At 71.7% G+C, this 21661-nt stretch carries 17 protein-coding genes and 5 pseudogenes; 12 read left to right on the forward strand and 10 right to left on the reverse strand.

Annotation, left to right across the window (positions count from 1 at the left end; all coding sequences use genetic code 11):
* Positions 1 to 248: 248 nt before the first annotated feature.
* Positions 249 to 1901: a tannase/feruloyl esterase family alpha/beta hydrolase gene (locus AB0A69_RS04330; RefSeq protein ID WP_361415234.1), complete on the forward strand. Its 1653-nt coding sequence runs from the start codon at positions 249 to 251 to the stop codon at positions 1899 to 1901.
* Between the two features lie 42 nt (positions 1902 to 1943).
* On the opposite strand, the gene AB0A69_RS04335 is transcribed toward AB0A69_RS04330, so the two are convergent.
* Complete coding sequence (locus tag AB0A69_RS04335; protein WP_361415236.1) at positions 1944 to 2849, reverse strand: YihY/virulence factor BrkB family protein; 906 nt, start codon at positions 2847 to 2849, stop codon at positions 1944 to 1946.
* A 122-nt stretch (positions 2850 to 2971) separates the two neighbouring features.
* Positions 2972 to 4513 carry a protein kinase gene (locus tag AB0A69_RS04340; protein WP_361415238.1) on the reverse strand — a complete coding sequence of 514 codons (1542 nt, stop codon included), beginning with the start codon at positions 4511 to 4513 and terminating at the stop codon, positions 2972 to 2974.
* 192 nt (positions 4514 to 4705) lie between these two features.
* On the opposite strand from AB0A69_RS04340, the gene AB0A69_RS04345 reads away from it, so the two are divergent.
* The 4 genes and pseudogenes from AB0A69_RS04345 to AB0A69_RS04360 form a co-directional block, all read left to right on the forward strand.
* Positions 4706 to 5092 (forward strand): DUF393 domain-containing protein, encoded by a 387-nt coding sequence (locus tag AB0A69_RS04345; protein WP_361415240.1) that lies wholly within the window; start codon positions 4706 to 4708, stop codon positions 5090 to 5092.
* 79 nt (positions 5093 to 5171) lie between these two features.
* The gene (locus AB0A69_RS04350; RefSeq protein ID WP_361415242.1) at positions 5172 to 5639 is read left to right on the forward strand and encodes a DUF6003 family protein; all 468 of its coding nucleotides are present in this window, start codon (positions 5172 to 5174) and stop codon (positions 5637 to 5639) included.
* A gap of 14 nt (positions 5640 to 5653) precedes the next feature.
* Complete coding sequence (locus AB0A69_RS04355; RefSeq protein WP_361415244.1) at positions 5654 to 5812, forward strand: hypothetical protein; 159 nt, start codon at positions 5654 to 5656, stop codon at positions 5810 to 5812.
* Positions 5813 to 5916: 104 nt separating this feature from the next.
* Positions 5917 to 6342 (forward strand): annotated as a pseudogene (locus tag AB0A69_RS04360) (transposase); the annotation flags it as partial.
* Here AB0A69_RS04360 and AB0A69_RS04365 read toward each other — a convergent pair.
* From AB0A69_RS04365 to AB0A69_RS04375, 3 genes and pseudogenes are all read right to left on the reverse strand, one after another.
* Positions 6334 to 6705 (reverse strand): annotated as a pseudogene (locus AB0A69_RS04365) (transposase); the annotation flags it as partial. The pseudogenes AB0A69_RS04360 and AB0A69_RS04365 sit on opposite strands and share 9 nt — an antisense overlap.
* 242 nt (positions 6706 to 6947) lie before the next feature.
* Entirely contained in the window at positions 6948 to 8033 is a 1086-nt protein-coding gene (locus tag AB0A69_RS04370) for a hypothetical protein (protein ID WP_361415246.1), read from the reverse strand.
* A 13-nt stretch (positions 8034 to 8046) separates the two neighbouring features.
* Complete coding sequence (locus AB0A69_RS04375) at positions 8047 to 9066, reverse strand: hypothetical protein (protein ID WP_361415248.1); 1020 nt, start codon at positions 9064 to 9066, stop codon at positions 8047 to 8049.
* Positions 9067 to 9493: 427 nt separating this feature from the next.
* On the opposite strand from AB0A69_RS04375, the gene AB0A69_RS04380 reads away from it, so the two are divergent.
* Positions 9494 to 10870: an IS1380 family transposase gene (locus AB0A69_RS04380; protein WP_361415250.1), complete on the forward strand. Its 1377-nt coding sequence runs from the start codon at positions 9494 to 9496 to the stop codon at positions 10868 to 10870.
* Positions 10871 to 11119: 249 nt separating this feature from the next.
* On the opposite strand, the gene gcvH is transcribed toward AB0A69_RS04380, so the two are convergent.
* Together gcvH and AB0A69_RS04390 are read right to left on the reverse strand one after the other, a co-directional pair.
* Entirely contained in the window at positions 11120 to 11503 is a 384-nt protein-coding gene (gene gcvH / locus AB0A69_RS04385; protein ID WP_361415252.1) for a glycine cleavage system protein GcvH, read from the reverse strand.
* Between the two features lie 99 nt (positions 11504 to 11602).
* Positions 11603 to 12800: pseudogene (locus AB0A69_RS04390) on the reverse strand (IS110 family transposase).
* Positions 12801 to 13035: 235 nt separating this feature from the next.
* On the opposite strand from AB0A69_RS04390, the pseudogene AB0A69_RS04395 reads away from it, so the two are divergent.
* From AB0A69_RS04395 to AB0A69_RS04410, 4 genes and pseudogenes are all read left to right on the forward strand, one after another.
* Positions 13036 to 14158 (forward strand): annotated as a pseudogene (locus AB0A69_RS04395) (DnaB-like helicase N-terminal domain-containing protein).
* A gap of 629 nt (positions 14159 to 14787) precedes the next feature.
* Positions 14788 to 15417: pseudogene (locus AB0A69_RS04400) on the forward strand (DUF317 domain-containing protein); the annotation flags it as partial.
* Between the two features lie 406 nt (positions 15418 to 15823).
* Positions 15824 to 16129 carry a metal ABC transporter permease gene (locus tag AB0A69_RS04405; RefSeq protein WP_361416755.1) on the forward strand — a complete coding sequence of 102 codons (306 nt, stop codon included), beginning with the start codon at positions 15824 to 15826 and terminating at the stop codon, positions 16127 to 16129.
* 988 nt (positions 16130 to 17117) lie between these two features.
* Positions 17118 to 17645 carry a DUF4396 domain-containing protein gene (locus AB0A69_RS04410; RefSeq protein WP_361416758.1) on the forward strand — a complete coding sequence of 176 codons (528 nt, stop codon included), beginning with the start codon at positions 17118 to 17120 and terminating at the stop codon, positions 17643 to 17645.
* A gap of 18 nt (positions 17646 to 17663) precedes the next feature.
* Here the strand turns inward: AB0A69_RS04410 and AB0A69_RS04415 are convergent, their stop codons facing one another.
* A complete protein-coding gene (locus AB0A69_RS04415) occupies positions 17664 to 18242 on the reverse strand; it encodes a TetR/AcrR family transcriptional regulator (protein WP_361415254.1) in 579 nt (192 codons plus the stop codon).
* A 94-nt stretch (positions 18243 to 18336) separates the two neighbouring features.
* Between AB0A69_RS04415 and AB0A69_RS04420 the strand changes: the two genes are divergently transcribed.
* Positions 18337 to 18549 carry a hypothetical protein gene (locus AB0A69_RS04420; protein WP_361415256.1) on the forward strand — a complete coding sequence of 71 codons (213 nt, stop codon included), beginning with the start codon at positions 18337 to 18339 and terminating at the stop codon, positions 18547 to 18549.
* Positions 18546 to 19079 carry a hypothetical protein gene (locus tag AB0A69_RS04425; protein WP_361415258.1) on the forward strand — a complete coding sequence of 178 codons (534 nt, stop codon included), beginning with the start codon at positions 18546 to 18548 and terminating at the stop codon, positions 19077 to 19079. The genes AB0A69_RS04420 and AB0A69_RS04425 overlap by 4 nt, the downstream gene beginning before the upstream one ends.
* A 21-nt stretch (positions 19080 to 19100) precedes the next feature.
* Here AB0A69_RS04425 and AB0A69_RS04430 read toward each other — a convergent pair whose 3' ends face one another.
* Both AB0A69_RS04430 and AB0A69_RS04435 read right to left on the reverse strand, forming a co-directional pair.
* Positions 19101 to 21290, reverse strand: a complete 2190-nt coding sequence (locus AB0A69_RS04430) for a cation-translocating P-type ATPase (protein ID WP_361415260.1) — start codon at positions 21288 to 21290, stop codon at positions 19101 to 19103.
* Positions 21291 to 21292: 2 nt separating this feature from the next.
* Complete coding sequence (locus tag AB0A69_RS04435) at positions 21293 to 21604, reverse strand: DUF1490 family protein (protein WP_361415261.1); 312 nt, start codon at positions 21602 to 21604, stop codon at positions 21293 to 21295.
* Between the last annotated feature and the right edge of the window lie 57 nt (positions 21605 to 21661).

A 21661-nucleotide genomic window follows, 5' to 3' on the forward strand; every position in this document is an offset into this window, starting at 1 on the left:
CACGCTCGCCGCGTTGTCGTCAGTCGCCAATGCTCCGCAGTGGCTCCATCCTCCGCCTTGCGATCGCACGCACCAGACGCCGCCAGGCCCGCCCTTCGGGCGGACGACGCTACTTTGCGGACACTCCCTAGGGCCTGTTCCACACCACGCGAGCGGCAGGAGTGTGTGCCGAGGCCATAGTGCCCAGGGGGACGGGCTCCATAGCCTGTGCGCCCGCTCCCCCCTCGGCGCACGCATGGAGACCGACCATGAAGAAGATCATCGCCGCTTCGGGCCTCGCGCTCACCCTGGTCAGCGGCGTCAGCCCGCCTGCCGCGTCCGCCCCGGGCGCCCCCGCCGCGTGCGGTGACCTGCTCGGCCTGCGGATTCCCGCCTCCGCGATCGGCCTGCCCACCACGGGCGGCGAGGTGACCGCCGCGCGACCGGTCCCGGCGGCCGGCAGCGGCACGGCCGCGACTGGTGCCTACTGCCGGGTGGACGCCGCCATCCACCCCGTGGACCCGCAGGCGCCCGACATCACCCTGCGGGTGGCCCTGCCGGAGCACTGGAACGGGAAAGCGATGATGTTCGGCGGCGGGGGCTACGACGGGACCATCCCCGATGTCACGGCCAACGTGCCGTTCGGGCCCACCGACCAGCCCCGGCCGCTGAGCCGCGGCTACGCCGTCTTCGCCGGCGACTCGGGGCATCAGGCCGCACCCGGCTTCAAGCCGACGCCCTCGCTCGACGGGTCCTTCGGCCTCAACGACGAAGCGGTACGCAACTTCGCGGGCGACGCCCTGAAGAAGACCAGCGACACGGCACGCTTCATCCTGCGCGCGCACTACCGCCGCGGCACTCCGGCGCACAGCTTCTTCGCCGGGGGATCGAGCGGCGGCCGGGAGGCGCTCGCCGTGGCCCAGCGCTGGCCCACGGACTTCGACGGCGTCATCGCCGCCTACCCCGCCTGGAACGCCGCGAGCCTCGACCTCTTCTTCGGCTACACGGCGCAGGTCTTCTCCCGCCCCGGGGCCTTCCTCAACCCGGCCGAGCAGCACCTGCTCCACCGCGGTGTCCTCGCGGCCTGCGACGGCGACGACGGCCTGCGCGACGGCGTCGTCTCCCACGAACGCGGCTGCCACTTCAACCCGCGCACACTGCGCTGCCCGCACGGCCGGGACACATCGGACACCTGCCTGTCCGACGCCCAGATCCGCGCCGTACGGGACCTGTCCGCGCCGCTGCGCTGGCCGTACCGCCTCGCCAGTGGGGAGAAGGGCTATCCCGGTTTCCCCTTCCTCTCGGGTGCCGACATGTCCACGCCCCTGCTGGGCATGGGCACCGAGCCCCCGGGCCACCCGATGCCCAAGACCAGCGGCTACAGCGTGCAGTTCTGGGACCAGTGGGTGCGCTACTTCGTCACCCGCGATCCCGCGTACGACTCCCTGAGCCTGGACCCGCGCCGCCCCGGCGCCTGGCAGCGGCGCATCAGCGAGCTGTCGGCGCTGCAGGACGTCAACAACCCCGACCTGCGCCGGTTCGCCGAGGCCGGCGGCAAGCTGCTGATGGTGCACGGCACGGCCGACGAACTCGTCAGCCACCGCTCCACGGTCGACTACTTCCAGCGCGTACGGAAGCACATGGGCGAGCGCGCCACCGACGCCTTCGCCCGGCTCTACCTCGTCCCCGGCGCCAACCACGTCAACGTCGACGCGTCCTTCGCGGCGAGCTGGGACTCACTGACCGCCCTGGAGACGTGGGTGGAGAAGGACACCGCCCCTCTGCGGCCGGTCGTCAGCGACGCCAACCCCGCGGCGAACGGCCGCACCCGGCCGCTGTGCGCCCACCCGTCCTGGCCGCGGTACACCGGCACCGGCAGCCCCGACTCCGCCGACGGCTTCACCTGCTCCCCCACGCCGTGACGCGTCGACGGTGGTGCCGATGAGGCCGGCGGCGCGACTGCCTCAGGTGGGCGAGGAGCAGGGGTCGGGCCGCTCCGGTCGCCCGTCCCGCGCCAGTTCGGCGTTGAACTGCGCGCCCGCCAGCAGCACGACATGGGAGAGCCACAGCCATACCAGGAACGCCACCACACCCGCCAGGGAGCCGTAGAGACGGTTGTACGTCGCGATGTGCGACGCGTAGAAGGCGAAGCCCGCCGACGCCAGCAGCCAGAGCAGCACCGCCAGTGTTCCGCCGGGCAGCGTCTGCCGCACACCGCGGGTCTCCGGCGGCCCGGACCGGAAGAGGAGCAGGACCAGGGCGACGGCCACCGTGAACAGCAGCGGCCATTTCAAGCCCGCCCAGACGAGGGCGGCCTGATGGTCCGTGCCCGTGCCCCGGCCGATGGCCCGGGCGACCCGCTCGGCGGCCGTGAGCGTCAGCACCCCGCTGACCAGCAGGGCGAGCACGGTCAACGCCCTGAGCAGGATGGCGGGGAACGTCCGCCACGCCGGGCGGCAGTCGGGAACGCCGTACATCGCGTGCAGCGCCCGCCGGAAGACGGCCAGGTAGCTGGAGGCGGACCACAGCGCGGCCCCGGCGGTGACCACGAGCAGCAGCCAGCGGACCGACGAGTCCTCCTGCGGGCTGCTCAGGGCCTGGGCGAGGACCGGACGGGCCGCCTTCGGCACGAAGGCGGCCAGTTGCGCGACGACCTCCTCCGGGGAGTCCGTGCCGAGCAGCGCGATGGAGAAGATCATCACCAGCAGGGCCGGGAAGACGGCCAGCACCGCGTAGTACGTCAGCGCCGCCGCCCAGTCGGTCAGGTCGTCCTCCCAGACGGCGACCGGTGTACGGACCAAGGCCCTGGCGTACGCCCCGTGCTCGCTCCGACCGGGCGCCGAGCCGCTCGCGGGTACACCGATCGTCATGACACCACCGCTCCGTTCAGGGCCTGCCGCCACCCGGCCGCCGCCGCACCCCGAGCGGGGGCGGCGAGTTGCCTGTCTGGTGCCCCGTCAGGGCGGCGTAAACGCCAGGGAGCCCTTGGGTGTCACCGCGCGTGCCTGCCCTTCGCCGGCTTCGGCTTTCCCTCCCGTGCCTCGTCCTTCTCGGGAGCCGGGCCGGCTGCTCCGGGACCGGTCGCACGGTCGCGCTGGCGCTCCCAGCTGCCGGAAGCCGACGGCGTACCGCTGTCGACCGCCGTCTCCTCGGCGCCGGTGACCCGCCGGCTCACGGTGTACGAGGGGGACCGCGGCGCGGACGCGGAGACGGCGGCGGTTCCGGCCGACGGGGTGGGCGAGGGGGTCGGGGAGGCCGACGCGGACGGGGAGGAGACGGAGGGGGAGGTCGCGGACGGGGAGGAGGCGGACGCGCTCGACCGGTTCGCGCCCGGCGAGGCCGGCTCGGTCGCGGCCGGCTCGGTCGTGGCGGGGCGGGGCGGACCGGACGCGGCGTTCTCCGCCTCGGCGGACGGCCCGCCCACCGAACCGGCCAGTCCGACGCCGAAGACGGTCATGGCCGCGCCGGCGGTCAGCAGGATCCGGCCGGCCCGGCGAGCGGCGGGCCGGCCGGAGGCGGATCGCGCGGGCACCGGACCGCCGTGCGCGGAGACGGCGGCCTCGGCGCCGACGGTCCGCAGCGCGGCGCCCGCCCCGTGCGACCTCAGCGTGTCCGGGTTCCGCTCGCCGGCGTCGTCCTCGCCGCTCACGGGCGGAGCCGCGAGCACGGGGGATCCCGTGGGCACGTCGGCCGCTCCCGCAGGGCCTTCCGATGCCAGGGCGGCCAGGGCGCGCCCACAGGCCCGGGCGTCCGGTCGGCGGCTCTCCTCCGCGTCGGTCATGGCCGCCAGCAGTTCGACGAGCTCCGCCGGTATGTCCGGCGGAATGACCGGGGGCCGGTGCAGGCGGGCGATCGCGGCCTCCAGCGGCGCCCCGTCGTACTCCAGTTCCCCTTTGATGGACTCGATGAGCACCAGTCCCAGACTGTAGATGTCCGCCGCCGGCCCGGCGCCCCGGCCCAGCACCTGCTCCGGGGCCATGTAGGCGGCGGTCCCCACCAGGGCGCCCGGGACGGTCTGGGCCGTGGTGCCGAGCAGCCGGGAGATGCCGAAGTCCGTCAGGTGGGGGAGGCCCGCTTCGTCCAGCAGGATGTTCGCGGGTTTGACGTCGCGGTGGACGACGCCCGCCCGGTGCACATGGGCCAGGGCGGAGGCCAGGGCGGCTCCGATCCGGCACGCCTCGGCGGGCGCCAGCGGAGCCGCGGTGATCCGCCGGCGCAGCGTCGTGCCCCTGACCAACTCCATCACCAGGTAGGGCGTTCCGTCGTCCCGGCCGCAGTCGTACACGGTGATCAGGCCGGGGTGCTGCAACTGGGCCAGCAGCCGGCCCTCACTGTCGAACCGCTCCTCCGTGTCGGCGGCACCGTCCGGGCGGAAGACCTTCACCGCGACCGGCCGCCGCAGGCGCAGGTCCACGCCCTCGTACACGTCGGCCGCGCCGCCGCGGCCCAGCAGGTCGTCGAGCCGGTAACGACCGGCCACCACGTGGGCGGTGAGCCGGAGGTCCGGCCGGATCGGCCACGAGCGGACTTTCATCACTGCGCTCCCTGCGTCCTGTTGTCACCTGCCGTCGTCCGCCCGCCCACGCGTGTGCTGCCGATGGCGTGCCCGGCAGCGTGGTTGCGAGCACCATGTGCCCGTGTGCCCCCTCAACCGCCGGACATCCCCCCGCATCCGCACCCGGCCTCGCGGACGGAGGGTTCGGCTCCGTTTCGGCATGATGGAGTCATGCGAACCCGACCGGTGCTCGTCTTCGACGGCGACTGCGGCTTCTGCACGTCCTGCGTGTCGTTCGTCGAACGCCGCCTCCGCCCCGGCTGCGAGACCGTCCCCTGGCAGTTCGCGGATCTCGCCGCGCTGGGCGTGACGCCGGAGCGCGCCGCACACGAAGTGCTCTGGGTGACCCCCACGGGCCTGGTGTACGGCGGTGCCCGGGCGGTGGCGAAGATCCTGCTGTACACGGGCCGGGGCTGGGCGCTGCTGGGCGCGCTGCTCATGCTGCCCCCGGCGCGGTGGGTCGCCCACGCCGTCTACCGGCTGGTGGCGGACAACCGGCACCGGATGCCGGGCGGGGCGGCGGCGTGCGCGGCACCGGCGCCACGTGGGCGAAGGTGACGTGAGCCGGGCGGTGGCTCCCGCCGGAGGGGGTAGGTGAGGACAGCACACGACCATCGCGTCTGCGAAGGAGACGAGCATGACCGACGACGCCTACCTGTTCCTCGTGGACGACCCGGCGACCCCGCTGGGCGCATCCGTCGCCGCTGTCGGGGAGCTGGCGTGCTTGGAGACGCCCGCCGTACGGGCCTGGCTCGACGCGCATGAGGTGACCGCCGCCTCCGCGGGGGTCCGGCTGCTGCCGCCGGAGGAGACGGGCGCCATCCCCGACGGGGCGGAGAAGCTGCCCGTTCCGTTGAGCGACGAGGAGCTGAACCGGCTGCGCCACGCGCTGGCGCCGGGCGCCCTCGCCCGCGTGGAGAAGGAGCTGCTGGCCTACCGCGACTGCGCGGGCGAGCGGGACGCCCTGCTGGCGCGGGCCACGGCCGCCGGGGTTCCGCCGCACCGCATCGTCGAACTCACCGGCGAGGATCCCCGGACCGTGGCATCGGCGGCCGCGGCGCAGGGGCAGGACCGTCCGTCGGATGCCGGTCCGCGGCAGCGGTGAGGGGGAGGGGGAACATGACGACCGAGGAGACGCGTACCAGGCTTCGACTGCTGGAGGACCGGCTCGGCGAGCGCACCCCGGCGCCGATCGAGGGCCAGACCCGCATCCCCCTTCCCCGGCCCACCACGGCGGACGACGCGGAGGAGGGACCGGAGCGCCGTGAGACGGCCTGACGGCCGGGCTCAGCCCCTGGTGACCTCGGCACTCGCGAACAGCTCGTAGACGGAGGTGACCGTACGACGGCCACCGGTGGGTGGACGTCCCGCCGGGCACCGCGATATCAGCAGCGCTCACGCCGTGGCGGAAGGCTCGGGCGGTGCACGATCCGGGCAAGATCCTGCTGGACGTGGCCCTGGCGGTCGCATTGGGCGGGGACTGCCTCGCGGATGTCGGCATGCTGCGGGCCGAGCCGGCCGTGTTCGGGCCGGTGGCCTCCGATCCGACGGTCTCCCGCCTGATCAACACCCTCGCCGCCTCCGGCCAGAAGGCCCTGCAGGCGACTCGTTCCGCACGGGCCCAATCCCGCGAGCGGGTCTGGCAGCTGGCCGAGGGCAGTGCACCTGATGCGGGCGGGACGGTGACCGTCGACCTCGACGGGGTGCTGGTGATCTCGCACTCCGACAAGGAGGACGCCGTACCCACGTGGAAGCGGACCTACGGGCACCACCCCTTGATGGGGTTCGTCGACCACGGGCAGGGCGGCCACCGGCTCCCCGCTCCCGCCGCTTCCGTGGTCGACGAAGGCCATCAGAGGATGGTGTCCGAAGGTCTTCTTCCAGGTCGCGGTGGCGTCCTGCTTCTCGGAGTGAGCCAGCACGAGCACCCCGTCCAGGTCCACGATCACCTGCCCCGCGGCATCCGGCGCCGCAGTGCCAGCCAGCTTCCACACGTGCTCGCGCACGCCGGCCCGAGCGGTCCTGATCGCGGACAGGGCCTTCGGCCCGGATGCGGCGAGGGCATCGACGAGCCGGGAGACCGTGGGGTCGGGAGCCACCGGCCCGAACACGCCGGGCTCGGCCCGCAGCATGCCGACATCCGCGAGGCAGTCCCCGCCCAGCGCGACCGCGAGGTGCTGCGCCTGAACGTCGCACGCCTCTACGGATGGCCAGCCACCGCCACCACGTACGAGCACGTGGAGCAGTGGCTCCGCTCGCGCCACTGCACGATCGTCTGGCACCGCACCCGTGCGTCGGGCACGCTCGTCGACCTGGTCGCCGCCGACTCGATGCCGTGCCCGGCCAGCGTCGCGCTCTACCGGACGGGCCCGGGACGCGTCGCGCGCCCGGGCCCGTCCCGTATCGGTGCAGGTCAGCGGACCTGAACGGATGCGACCAGAGTGTTTAGGTCCGGCCAAAGCTTCTTGTTCGTCTCCGGCAGTACGACCCACAGCACCGAGGGGCGGACCCGCCCGGTGTCGACCACGAGGACCGCGTTCAGGTCCATCGTGGACGGCACCCCGCGTTTGTGGAAGTGGATCTCGCTGACCAGTAGCCAGGCGTCATGTCCGTCGACCTTCAGCGGCTGCGAGGCGACGTCGACCAGGATCGCCTGGTCGCGGGGGTACTCGTAGCGCCGCCGCTCGTCCATCACCGCGCCCGCCACGCTCCGCAGCTCCCCGGTGCCGCCGGCCGCGGCCATGATGTCCTCGTCCACCTGCGTGGACTTCACGAGTGCGCGCTGGCGCCCCTCCTGCTTGCGGGTGAAGCCATCGAAGACCGGATCCAGCGTCTTGCTCCGGTCCCACGTGCCGCCCAGCTCCGCGTACTCCAGGGAGGAGTCCGTGACGGTGCCGATGACCGGCGAGCCCTCGCCCGGGTAGTCCGGCACCTTGACGGTCCCGGTGAGCCGCCGCTCCTCGGGCAGCGGGGAGGCGCCGGGGGTGAGAGTGGGCACGGGGATGCCCCGCTGCGGGGCGTCCGCGGTGCTGCCCGCGCAGGTGGCGGACGAGGAGTCCGGTGTGCTGTGCGCCTGCTGGACCACCTTGCCGCCGACCAGCACGGTGCACGTGAGAGTGCCCCCTTCCTGGTCCTCGCGGCTTCTGACGTCCAGATAGAAGTCGGCGCCCGCCGCCAGCTCGACGGTCTTGCGGTACGGCAGGATGACGACCCCGTGGGGCTCGTGGTCGCCGTTCGCCTCCCCAACGGTGAGGTTCACCGAGGGGTGGTCGCCCGTCGCGATGTAGGTGACCTCGACCCGCCGGGATTCCTTGTCCGGGGATGCCCCGTCGTCGCTCGGGTCGCCGACGGCCAGGGCCAGGCCCACCGCGCCGAGCGTGATCACCTCGAAGAGGATCACCAGGGCGCCGACCAGGTAGAACCCGCCCGGGATCCGGTCGAAGGTCTTCTTGCCGCGGCCGGAGTGGAACTCGCGTCTCGGCTGGGATGTCTGCGTCATGTCGTCCTCCCCCTCACGCCCGGCCGCTGTCGCCGGACCGGCGGTCGGCCGGCTCGTCGGTGAACCGCGTGGCCAGCAGCCCCGCCTCCCGCGCCTCGTCCAGCATCCGGTGCAGGTCCTGGAGCCGGGACCGGTCGGCGAGCCCCTCGATCTCGGCGACGGCCAGCTCGTCGCGCACCGTGTTCACCACCAGCTCGTGCATGTCCTCGCCGAGTTGCTCCAGCTCTCGTACGGCCTCCCACTCGCGGTACGCCGCGTCCGCCGCGCGAGTGTTCTCTGCGTACCGCTCCAGCGCCTCCACCCGCTCCTCCAGCGCGCTCGACGACAGCCGCAGCGCCTGCCGCTGAGTGCGCAGCACCTCCTCCACCCGCGAGCCGGAGGCGTCCCCGGCAGCGGTGCGCACCTTCCGCGCCAGCCGGGTCAGCTCGGCCAGGCGCTGGGCGATCTCGTACTGTTGGGCTGGCAGCGTCACGTCGTTGGCGATGTCGTCCAGCAGCCCGTCCCGGTCGACCTGCGACTGGAGTACCGCCGTCACGGCGGCCTGGGCGCGCTCCATCCGGCGCAGCGGCGAGTGGCCCAGCAGCTCGCGCAGGGAGTCGTCGCCGAAGTCCTCGGCCAGGTAGTAGCGGCCGTGGCGCAGCCGGGCCACCCGCTGCCGCTCGTCGGTCCCGCAGCCAAGGACGACGATCAGCAGCCAGGCCAGCAGGTGCACGCCCACGACGGTCAGGATGAACGCCTCGAACCCGAACTGGACCCCGACCCAGATCAGCCCCGCCTGCGCCGCGAGCCCGACGGCCAGGCCGGCCCACACGCCGATCAGCGCCCACAGGATCGTCACCGGCAGTAGCGCGCACACCGCGGAGACCCCCAGGGCCGTCCAGATGTCCGCCTTGGTACGGCCGCCCAGCCCCGGCTCCTCGGGCAGCGGCAGCGTGGCTGGGAAGAGTCCGTCGGCGGACTTCTCCAGCAGCGCGCGCTCCGAGTCCTCGAGGGCCGGATCCACCACCGGCCGCAGCGCAATGTCCTGCGCCATTCAGCAACACCCCCCACAGGTTGGGGGAGATCGTGACACACGCCGGAAGGGCTGCCCACGCCACCCCTGTTCCCGGCCGCCGACTGAGACGGCGCGAACCCGAAGACAAACTGTCTTCCACCCTTGGCCTGATGCCGCTGAGGCCGACGGGGTGCGACGCGCAGCCAGAGGCGCGAGAGGCGCCCCTGCCCGGTAGCCTGCGCCCCCAGTCCCGCGCCCGGTGACCCCTGTCCGGGCGCTGGCAATTGCCACTTCACACGCTTCTGTGCATTCCCTGAATGTAACTGGCGCGTGCACCACGCTAGCCTCGCGTTTTCATGAAGCGGGCTGTCCGACGGGTGGGCAGGTAAGCGAGAAATGCCTCTGACCAGCAAGAATGAGGATAGTCGAGGTCCTTGTTCCTGCCACCGCCGGAGGCACTTCTCAGGTGAAGAAGCGTATCGGGTCCTACCAACGCGTCCGCGTCGAGGGCGGTGGCCGTGGGGTGGTGTCCCAGGCCGGGGCCGTGCTGTTGGTCGAGACGGTCCGCAAGACCGGGCTGGACCAGGCGATGTCAGCGGCGCTTGCGCCATGGCGACGGCCGCGGGCGGTGCACGATCCAGGCAAGGTCCTCCTGGACGTGGCCCTCGCGGTCGCGCTGGGCGGGGACTGCCTCGCGGATGTCGGCATGCTGCGGGCCGAGCCCGGCGTGTTCGGGCCGGTGGCTCCCGACCCCACGGTCTCCCGGCTCGTCGATGCCCTCGCCGCATCCGGGCCGAAGGCCCTGTCCGCGATCAGGACCGCTCGGGCCGGCGTGCGCGAGCACGTGTGGAAGCTGGCCGGCACTGCGGCGCCGGATGCCGCGGGGCAGGTGATCGTGGACCTGGACGGGGTGCTCGTGCTGGCTCACTCCGAGAAGCAGGACGCCACCGCGACCTGGAAGAAGACCTTCGGACACCATCCTCTGATGGCCTTCGTCGACCACGGAAGCGGCGGGAGCGGGGAGCCGGTGGCCGCCCTGCTCAGGCCGGGCAACGCGGGCAGCAACACCGCCACCGACCACATCACCACCACCCAACTCGCCCTGGCCCAGCTGCCGAAGAAGTACCGGCGCGGACGCCGGACCCTGATCCGCACCGACTCCGGAGGCGGAACCCACGAGTTCGTCGCCTGGCTCGCCCAGCGCGGCCGGTGGCTGTCGTACTCGGTCGGCATGACCATCACCGATCAGATCCACCAGGCCGTCCTCAAAGTTCCCGCCACGGCCTGGACGGCAGCGATCGCGCCCGGCGGCGAGATCCGCGACGGCGCCTGGGTCGCCGAACTGTCCGGCGACTGCCTGAAGGGCTGGCCGAAGGGAATGCGGCTGATCGTCCGCAAGGAACGGCCCCACCCCAGTGTCCAGTTGCGGATCACCGACGCCGATGGACTGCGGCTGACCTGCTTCGCCACCAACACCACCGTCATGCCGATCGCGGCACTGGAGCTACGACACCGCCAGCGGGCGCGGGCCGAGGACCGCATCCGGGCCGCGCGGACCACCGGCCTGCGCAACCTGCCCCTGCACGACACCGCGCAGAACCGGATCTGGCTGGAGATCGTCCAGCTCGCCCTGGACCTGCTGGCCTGGATGCCGATGCTCGCTCTGACCGGCGAAATCCGCAGGTGGGAGCCCCGCCGCCTCCGGTTCCGCCTTCTCTCTGCCGCCGCCCAGATCGTCACGACCGCCCGCCGCCGCTATCTGCGGTTCGCCCGCCACTGGCCCTGGACCGGCGTGATCACCGACGCCCTGGCACGGCTCGAAGCTCTCCCGAACCCCGGCTGAGCAGCACGTTCCCGTCCCTGCGAGCAGCATTACCCCGACCGGAGCCGTGGAACCCGGCGCCCACCCGACGCGACAGCCGGGCCATCAGCCTGGCTGCCACCAGCCCGAACAGCCGAAACGGCCCGCCGAAAGAACCGACGGACCGTTACGAAAGATCGGGACTCATGCTGTTGTCAATGTGTCTTGGAGCGATCGTTGTTCGCTCCAGGGCCTGGCCTGGAGCTCCTGCTGGAGCGGCGGCTCCAGCCCTCACTCGCCGATGGCTGCCTGATAGCCCGCGGCGTCGTGAAGCATGTCGAGCTCTTGCACGTTCGACGGCTTCAGCTTGAAGATCCACGCTCCGTATGGGTCTGCGTTTACCAATTCGGGGCTGCCGGCAAGGTCCTCGTTCACGGTAAGAACCTCTCCCCCGACGGGGGCGTAAATGTCGCTGGCGGCCTTGACGGACTCCACGACCCCGGCTGCGTCGCCGGCCGCGAAGACCTTCCCGACTTCGGCCAGCTCGACGAAGACGATGTCGCCAAGCGCCTCCTGCGCGTGGTCGCTGATGCCGACGGATACGGTGCCGTCGCTCTCAAGGCGTACCCACTCGTGGCTCTGAGCGAAGCGCAGATCGGCAGGGATATCGGACACAAGCGTTCTCCAATCAAGGCGATGGCCACACGGCCGCTGCCATCTTGCAGGACAGAGAACAACCCGTTGATCGCTTTCGGACGAAGTCGCAGGTCCAAGTCAAGCGATTGCAGCAACTGGCGGTATGACCTGGTAGGGCCGCCGGTCACGGATCAGCGCCCAAAGGACGTTGACACGTCGGCGGGCCAATGCGAGCACAGCCTGGACGTGCTTCTTCCCCTCGGCTCGTTTGCGGTCGTAGAACCTCCGCGAGTTCGGGTCGCAGCGGACGCTGACCAGGGGCGGAGGTGTAGAAGACCCGCTGGAGCCTTCGGTGATAGACGCGCGGCCGGTGGAGGTTACCGCTGACCTTGCCCGAGTCGCGAGGCGCCGGGGCGACACCGGCGAAGGCCGCCAAGGCGTCCGGGGAGTCGAACTCGTCCAGGCTGCCGCCCGACGGCGGCGAGGAACTCGGCTCCGAGAGTCGTGCCGATGCCCGGGACGCTCAGGACGATGTCGGCGAGCTCTTGCTCGCGAAACCGGCCCTCAATGAGCTTGTCCAGCTCAGCGATGTGCTCGTTGAGGGCCACCACCTCCTCGGCCAGGTGTGGACCAGCTTGGCGATGGTCTTCTCTCCGGGGACGGCGGTGTGCTGGCGTTCGGCGGCCTCGACGGCCGCTTCGGCCAAGGCTCTGGCGTTGCGGACCTTGCGGTTGGCCAGCCACTTCGTCAGCCGAGTGGCCCCGGCGCGGCGGATCGCGGCCGGAGTCTGGTAGCCCGTCAGCAGCCTGAGCGGGCCGGTGTTGGTCATGTCCAGGGCCCTCTCCAAGGCTGGGAACGTGGACAGCAGGGTGCCGCGCAGGCGGTTGACCACGCGGGTGCGGTCCTCGACCAGGTCGGCCCGGCGGCCGGTCAGCAGCTTCAGCTCGACGGCGGCTTCGTCGCCGGGGCGGATGGGCCGCAACTCCCGGCGCATCCTCGCCTGGTCGGCGATCACGTAAGCATCGCGGGCGTCGGTCTTGCCCTCGCCGCGGTAGCCGTCGGAGGCCCGGTTGACCAGCCGGCCGGGCATGTAGAGGACCTCTTGGCCGTGGCTGACCAGCAGAGCCAGCAGCAGCGCGGGCTCGCCGCCGGTCATATCAATCGCCCAGGTGCCCTCACGGCCGTCGGCCAGATCCAGGACATCCCCGATCAGCTTCAGCAGCTCGGGCTCGTCGTTGGCGACCCGTCGCGACAGCAGCGTCTTGCCGTCCGCGTCCAGGGCGAGGCCGTGATGGTGCCCCTTGCCACTGTCGATCCCCGCCCATATCCGGCTCATCGCGCTCCTGACGTGCGTTTCGATCTGTACGTGCCACGGACGACCTCGCCGGCATTGCTCTACACAGTGACTTGTTCGCACTTCCTAATCGGCGGCCGAGTCGTCGTGGGGCGCTGGGCGGCGAAGCCAGGGAAACCACGAGACGGCAGCCGCCTGATAGCCACACCCAGCACCTCTGGGCGACCCGACCCTACGAGTGGCTCGATCAACCCGATCAAGAAGGTAGAGCCGCCTGATGCCGCACATACCCGATCCCGACGAGGACGGCCTCGACGCGATCCCGCCGCCGCAGGCGGTGTTCCATGTCGAGCAGGCCCTCCTCGGCGCTCTCCTGCTCGAACCGCAGCGCCTGAGCGATGTGGCGGGCATCGGCCCGGAGTCGTTCTCCACCGCAGCTCACGCCGCCCTGTTCGCCGCGATCCGCTCCCTGCCGGCCCCCGACACGGCCGAACACGCCAAAAGCACGCAGTGGCTCGACGCCGTACTCACCGCCGCCCGCGAGCACGGCGCGCGGCCTGGACGCCCCCTACCTCCACACCCTGATCCAGGTCTGCCCATGGCCCCGGCACGCGCCCGCGTACGCCCGCATGATCGAGGCCGAGCACTGCCGACGCCGTCTGGCCACCGCCGCCCAGCGGCTCATGCACACCGCCCGCGACACCTCACTCCCGCAGCGCGTCGCCACCACCCTCGATGCGGCCGACGCCCTCGCCACCGTGGTGGACGACATCGCCGCCCGGTTCCCACCACACGCCGGCTCCCTGCCCCGCATCCCCGTACCCGTGCCAACCACACCCCACGACGAGGAAGCGGCCGACGAGGAGCGGCTGCTCCTCGCGACCGCGACCGCGTACCCCAGCGGCATCGAGCAGATGCGGTGGCTGACCCCCGGCGACTTCACGCAGCCTCTGCACGGCGGGCTGTGGCAGTGCCTGACCACCTTGATCCGCCGCGGCACGCCCGTCGACCCCGTAACCGTCCTCTGGGAAGCGCAGCACCGCGGCCTCCTGGGCACCCGCGCCGACCCGCGTGAGCTGCTGGACCTGCTGGCCGGACCGGTCGGCTCCCCCGAACACTGGGGCGAGCGCGTCCTGCAGCGCGCCGTCCTCGCCTCCGCTCACCACACCGGCCGGGGCATCGAGGCGTTCACCCAGGACCCGGCCACCACGCCGTACCAGCTCGTCGTCGGCAGCCGCCGCGCGCTCGCCGACCTGTCAGCCGTCCGCACCCGATGGCAGCACGCCACCTCCCCCTCACCGGCGCCGGCCGACAGGCCCGGACGCGTCAAGTCCACGGGCGTCCCCCGGGCCGGCCCGCCCCGGACCACCGCCCCACCCGCCGTACGCAGTTCGCGCTAAACCCCAGCCCGCCGGTCGTCGGGCCCTTTGCGACTCGGCGACCGGCAGAAGAGAGACCCTTCGTGACGACCCCTGTCGACGCGCACGTCCGCCTCGACGTCCACCCCACCCATCCCAGTGCCGTGACCGCCGTCCTGACCGGCTCCCAGGCCCACATTCCCCACGTGGGCCTGGAGGCCGCCGACTGGACCGCCGTGGCCGAGAACACGCTGGTCCTGGTTCGCATCGATCACGAGGAGCCCTACTGGGCCGAAAAGGCGGCCCAGGAACTGGCCGCTGACGGGGTCAGCGTCGAGATCACCCCGCGGCTCCGGGAAGCCATGGACGAAGAATGGATGTGGGCCGACTATCCGATGCCCTGGTGCACCCGCAGCGAGATCCACGAGGTCTCCGACGCGGCCCAGAAGATCTATGACGACATCCGCCATGGCCAGCTCCTGATCCACGCTCACGCCGAGGACGGCCACACCACCGTCGCGGTCGGCACCTACCTCGGCAGCGGCAAGAGCGTCCATCTCCACGGCGAGAACCATCTTCGGCAGGTCGCCGACACCTTCGACTCGCCCGCACAGGCCCTGGTCGCCTTCGAGAAGGTTCACGGCGCCGCCATGCGGCCCGGCCCGGCGCCCATGACCGACACCGAGCGCGCCGCCGCCCAAGCCCGAACATCCCTCGCTGTCACCGCCGTTGAACCTGGGCCTTCACGCCCCGAGCCGGAAACGGTTCCCGCGTACGCAGCTGATGCCGGCGACCACGATGCCCTGCTGGACGCGTTCTTCGACGCCCACGGTGACTGGGAGAAGTGGCGGACCTGGTCCGACGAGACGACCCACGCGATCCACGAGTCCCAGACCCTGCGCATCGAGCGCGTCCACGAAGCCCCCGCCCACGAGACCGCCTGGACCGTAGCCGCGTACGAGACACCCGTCTCAGAGCGCATGTGGGTCCTCACCGCGACCGGTGCCACTCCAGCCCCCGTACTGCAGGCCCTGCTGGATCACCTCGCCGACGGAAACGGCTGGGACACAGCCATCGACGCCCCGGTGGACGAGAAGATCGTCACCACCGCCACGAAGCCCCTCTCCGACGCCGGGTGGAAGCACACCGTGGACGGGCGATGGATCGGCTGGACATCCCCCACCGGAGACGCCGGGGTCCAGTTCGACGCCTTCGCCGCCCACCATCCGAACCAGACCCTCGCCACCTGGACCGTCTGGGCCGGCCCGGCATCCGACCGACCCACCTGGGCCCTCACCGCGTCCCCGCACACTCCGAGTTCGCTGCGGGCCGACCTCTCCGAGACCCTCGCCCACGGAACCGGAACTCGCCGCCCCCAGACCGCGGGCCGCGACCGGGCGACAACTCTCGGCACCACCCCGCCGGCCATGCCGACGGTCGCGGCCAAGCCCCGCAACCAGCCGTTCGCGCTGACCGCCGTCGCGGCAGAGCGGGGCAACATAGCGCGGGATCGCCGGTTAGCCAAACCGGCGATCCCGCGCACCCTTAGTAGTCCACCGCCACGTCCTGCCCGCACGTCGAAAGGCACCTCCCGACAACCCGCCGAGGTCAAGAAACTGGCCGCGGAGATCAAGAAGGCGCAGGACCCGGAGATCAGACCCTCGCCTCGACCTGACGCTGTACGTCGTCGTGACCGCCACGATCGTGATGTCCCTGGAGGCGGTCGGCAACATCCTCGTCCTGGCCCTGCTCATCACCCCGGCGGCCACCGCCCGGCTGCTGACCGAACGCCTATGGGCCATGACGCTGCTCGCCTCGGCATTCGGCTGCGCTGGCAGCCTCGCGGGTCTGTACGTCAGTTACGCCTACGACCTGGCGGCCGGCGGCTCCGTCGTCGTGGTCCTGACCGGATTCTTCGCCGTGGCGTGGCTGCTGGCACCCAGGCACGGGCTGGTGGCGCGGCTGCGGTCGTCGGCCACCGCCCGCACCCCGGCCGTCAGTCCCAGCGGCTGACTCCTGCCGCGGTGAGAAGACCCCGGGCTGGGCAGTGGTCGCAGCCACGGCACTGCCCAGCCCGGAACGTACCGACGCCACCGAGAGAGGTTGCCATGACCGAGCGACACGTACGCCTGGACCTCGGCCCGGTCCAGGAGACCCTTCTCATCCCGCTGTACGGCCGGGCAATCGAGAACCGCAAGAAGGACGCGGCACTGCGCGACGCGCGCGCCGAGGAGATCGTGGCCTCGATCCCGTACGACTTCACACGCTTCGACAACCTGCCGAGCCTCATCGGAACGGTGCTGCGCACCGCCCTCTTCGACCGCTGGGTCACCGACTTCCTAGGGGCCCACCCCCGCGGCACGGTCGTGGAGATCGGAACCGGCCTCAACACCCGCTTCGAACGCGTCGACAACGGCCAAGCTCACTGGTTCGACCTCGATCTGCCCGACGTCATCGCCTTGCGCCGACGATTCTTCCGGGACGAGCCGCGGCGGAAGATGATCGCCGCTTCCGTGACGGACGACTCCTGGACCGCGGAGGTGGCCACGCCCGGCGGCGGGCCCGTACTTCTTCAGCGCCGAGGCAGTGCTTCCCTTCCTCGACGAGCACGAGGTGCGGCACGTCGTCGACCTGATCGCCGAACGGTTCCCCGGATCCCTGCTGGCCCTGGACACCGCCGGGCCGACGATCATCAGCACCCAGGACACCCACGACGCGCTGAGCAAGGTCGACGCCCGGATGCGCTGGGCCTGCGCGGACCCCGCCGAGGTCGCCCAGTGGCGCCCCGGAACGCGCCTGCTCGCCTCGCACACGCTCAGCAGCCTGCCCCCACAGAGCCCGCCGCCTATCAGGACATGCTCGCCGGGCTGGCCGCACAGCGACTGCCGCAGGTCGAGGAGTACCAACTCTGCCTGCTGCACCTGCCGTGATGCGCTCCCGTGGTGCCGGGCTCCCCCTGGCCCGACACTGGGACGGTGAGAGGGGAGACGTCATGGACCGCATGGACCACAACGCTCATCACGTCGCTCCCAGCAGCCGGGCGAGGCCGCAGGGGCACGCTGGGCACGATCACGCCGGACATGCGGGGGCGGGCGGCGCCTCCTGGGGTACCGCGGCGCGGGCGACAGCGCACTGCCTCACCGGGTGCGTGTTCGGCGAGATCCTGGGCATGGTCATCGGCACCGCCCTGCGCTGGGGCAACGCTCCCACCATGGTGCTGGCGATCTGCCTCGCCTTCCTCTTCGGCTACTCCTTCACCATGTACGCGGTGCGCAGGGCGGGCCTCGGGTTGAAGGCCGCCGTTCGCACCGCGCTCGCCGCCGACACCGTGTCCATCGCCGTCATGGAGCTGGTGGACAACCTGATCATCGCCCTCACCCCCGGCGCCCTGGACGCCCACCTGTCCGACGGGCTGTTCTGGGGAGCGCTGCTCGGCGGCTTCGCCGTCGCGTTCGTCATCACCACGCCGCTGAACAAGTGGATGATCGGCCGCGGCAAGGGCCATGCCGTCGTCCACGCCTACCACTGACTTCGTCCGCGCCCGTGGTCAGCGCGGCGGGCGCAGCCCGGCCAGGGTGACCGCGACGAGACGGCGGACCGCGGCTTCGGAGGGGAGGGCGCTGGCGGCGCCGAGGGCGTGGAGGCAGTAGTTCGCAAGCTCGTCGGGTGCGATGTCGTCCCGGATGTCGCCGCTCGTCGCGGCTTGCGTCAGCAGGCCGTGGAACAGGTCGGTGAGCTGCCGCTGGGCTTGGGCTACGGGCTCGCCGCGGTGCAGGAGCGCCGCGAGTTCTTCGGTGCCGTGGCGCCCGCGGTGATGGGAGATGAGCGCGTAGCGCTCCAGCACTGCTTCGAGGCGTTCCCCGGGGGTGCCGGGCCGGTCCCGGAGTTCGGCCAGATGTGCGAGGTGGGCGGCGACGTGGCGTTCGTGGTGGGCGGTCAGGATGGATTCGACGTCCGGGAAGTACTTGTACAGCGTCGCCCGGCCGATGCCGGCCTTCTCGGCGATCTGGGACATGGTCACCGACATCAGCCCGTGCTCGGTCACCAGCGCCCAGGTGGTCTCCAGGATCGCCTGACGGACCGCGTTTCGGTGGGTCTCGATCGTCTCGTTCCACAGCTTCGGCACTCGTGCATTGTACGCATTGACGCCACCGTGACACTCTGTCTCATAAATGATGGTGTTCGGAGTAATCCGCCGACCACGCGCACGGAGCACTTCCATGACTGACTCACCCCACTCCCCCGCCGACAACGGCGGCACCGCACCTCCCAAGGCGCCGCGCTGGGTGAAGGTGTCCGCGATCGTCGTCGGCATCCTCGTGCTGCTCTTGGCGATCCTCATGCTCACGGGCCTCGGCGGCGATCACGGCCCCGGCCGGCACATGGGCGTCGGCGTCACCCAGGCACAGCAGGTCGAGGCCGGCGACCGATGACCATGCCGCCGCGCCTCCGCAAGGTCGTGCTCACGCTGCACGTCGCTACCTCGGTCGGCTGGCTCGGCGCGGTCTGCGCGTACCTCGCCCTTGACGTCACCGCCGTGACCGGCCAGGAGGTGGCGACGGTGCGGGGCGCCTACACCGCGATGGAGCTGACGGCCCTCTACGCCATCGTCCCGCTGGCCCTCGCGTCGGTCTTCATCGGGATCGTCAACGCGCTGGGCACCCCATGGGGCTTGTTCCGGCATTACTGGGTCCTGGTCAAATTCCTGCTCACCTTCCTCGCCGCCACCGTCCTGCTGATCGAGGTCCAGACGGTGAGCCACCTCGCGGAGCTCGCGGCGTCCAGCTCCGATCCGCGCGGACTGCCCGGCACGCTCCCCCACTCCGTAGGCGGACTGGTGGTCCTGCTCACCGCGCTGGGCCTCTCGGTGTTCAAGCCGCGAGGAGTGACTCGGTACGGCTGGCGTAAGCAGGACGACCAGCGACGCGAGCAGCGCGCCGGGCGTCCCGTGTCCGCGAAATAGGAGGCCGGGTCGGAGGTCAGGTCAGATCACGCGGCGGTCCTCCAGTGGCGCCGCGTACAGGGCGGGACCGTGTTCGCCCGGCAGACGCGGGGTGTGGTTGACCAGGCGGGCCGAGTTGCCGACGACGGCGATGCTGCTCGTGTTGTGCAGGAGGGCGGCCACCACCGGGTTGATGGATCCTCCCGCGCCGGCGCCCAGGCCGAGCAGGTTGACGCCGATGGCCAGACCGTAGTTCTGCCGTACGACGCGCAGCGTGTGGCGGCTCAGTTCGACGACGGCGGCCACCTGCCGCAGGTCGTTGCCCGCGAGCGCGATGTCGGCGGTCTCCAGCGCCACGTGCGAGGAGTGGGCGCCCATCGCGATGCCGACGTCGGCCAGGGCCAGGGCGGGGGCGTCATTGGTGCCGTCGCCGACCATGGCCACCAAGTGGCCCTCGTCCTGGAGGTCGCGGATGAGCTGGAGCTTGCCCTCGGGCAGCGCGTGGGCGTGGACCTCCGTGATACCGAGGGCGTCGGCGACCGCCTGGGCCGTCTCCGGGGCATCGCCGGTGAGCAGGATGATGCGCTGTACGCCGAGGTCCTCCAGCTGGCGTACGACGGTGTGCGCTCCGCCGCGTACAGCGTCGGACAGGCCGAGCATGCCGATCAGATCGTCGTCGTGCGCCAGGCAGATGACCGTCTCCCCCTGGGAGCGCAGGCGTTCGGTCCACGTCTGTGCCTCGTCGGGCAGATGCATGCCGTGACGGCGCAGCAGGGCCGGGCTGCCGACCAGCAGGCGGCTGCCGTCCAGTTCGGCACGCATGCCCATGCCGAGGACCACCTCGCACGCCTGGTGGATCGGGATGTGCAGGTGCTGCTCCTCGGTGCGGCGGACGATCGCCTCGGCGAGCGGGTGGCGGGCGTGCAGTTCCCCCGAGGCGGCCAGGCTGAGCACCTCGTCGGCGGTGAACTCCTCGTGGAAGGTGACCACGCTGGTGACGAGCGGACGGCCGAGGGTGAGGGTGCCGGTCTTGTCGAAGACCACGGCGGTGACGCGCCCGACGCCCTCCAGGTGCGTACCGCCCTTGATCAGGGTGCCGTGCCTGGCTCCGTTGCCGATGGCCGCGCTGATCGCGGTCGGGGTGGCGAGCCCCGCGGCGCACGGGCATGCGATGAGCAGCATGGTCATGGCGCGGCGGGCGTCACGCGTGAGCGCGTACGTACCTGCCGCCAGCGCGAAGGAGACCGGCACGAACCGGCGGGTGAAGCGGGTGGCGACGGTCTGGATGGGCGCGCGGTCGGCCTGGGCCTCCTCGACGCGGCTGATGATGCGGCCGACGGTGGTGTCGCGGCCGACGGAAGTGGCGCGGATGGTGAGCGATCCGTTGGTGACGATGGTGCCCGCGTAAACGTCCGCGCCCTCGCGTACGTAGACGGGGAGGGCCTCGCCCGTGATCGCCGCCTGGTCCACGAGGCCCTCGCCGGAGACGACGGTGCCGTCGACGGGGATCCTGTGGTGTTCGTAGACGGCCACCAGGTCCTCGGTCTCGACGTCCTCCAGCGCCACCTCCACCTCGACGCCGTCCCGTACGAGCCAGACCCGCTCCTCACCGACGCTCAGCAACTCCTCGATGGCGCGGCGGGTGCGGCGCAGCGTCAGGGTCTGGAGGAACTCGCCGATGTTCAGCAGCCACAGCACGGTGAGGGCCACCACGTTCTCGCGCAGGACCAGCGAGATCAGGGTGGCGGCGGTGACCAGGGTGTCCGTACCGGGATATCGGCGTCCCAGGACGGTGTGGAAGGCTCCGCGGAAGAAGGGCAGACCGCTGAAGACGGTGGCGACGCGCAGGAAGCCGAGGGGCGCGCCGACCGTCCAGGGCGGGCGGCGCAGCAGGAGCCGGTGTACGGCGACGAGGGCGAGGACGGCTCCGCCGACCACCAGCCGGGCGACCTCGCCCGTGGAGGAGTCGGGGACGGCCCGGCTCGGCTTGGCCACGGCGGTCGGCGGAGGTGCTTCGTCCAGGGCGGCCACCAGCCGGTCCACGTCCAGGTGGTCGGGTGCCACCCAGACCACCACGCTCCCGGTCCGGGGGAAGATCCGCAGCGCCCGGAAGCCCCGCAGGTCGGCGAGCCGGTCATCGACCAGCCCGGCACAGCCGGGCCGCGCTCGCAGCCACGGCACGGTGAGGCGTACACGGCCGGCGGCCACGGAGCGCACGACGATGTCGGACATGATCAGTGTTCGTGGTCGTGGTCGTGGCCTTCGACGCTGACCGCGGAGGGCGGCGGCGCTTCCTCACCCAGGGACGACCGGGCCTCGGCGAGCATGTCCCCCGCCTTCAGCCGGGCCTCCTCGGCCGCGGAGCCGAGCCACCGGCCCGCCACGATTCCGCCCGCGAGGCCGCCGACGACCGCCTTGCGAGCGACGGGTTTCACGGTGGGGGCGGCCTTGGCCGCACCGCGGAAGATCAGTCCACCGATCACGCCGGACACGGCGAAATGGGCCAAGCGGCCGGCGGCCGCACCGGCCAGAGCAGCGGGATGCATCGGGCGCTCCTTCGGAGAGTGAGCCCCTACGCCCAACCTGTCTCCATTGTGACCCTC

Source organism: Streptomyces sp. NPDC045431 (assembly GCF_040646655.1).
Lineage (GTDB): Bacteria > Actinomycetota > Actinomycetes > Streptomycetales > Streptomycetaceae > Streptomyces.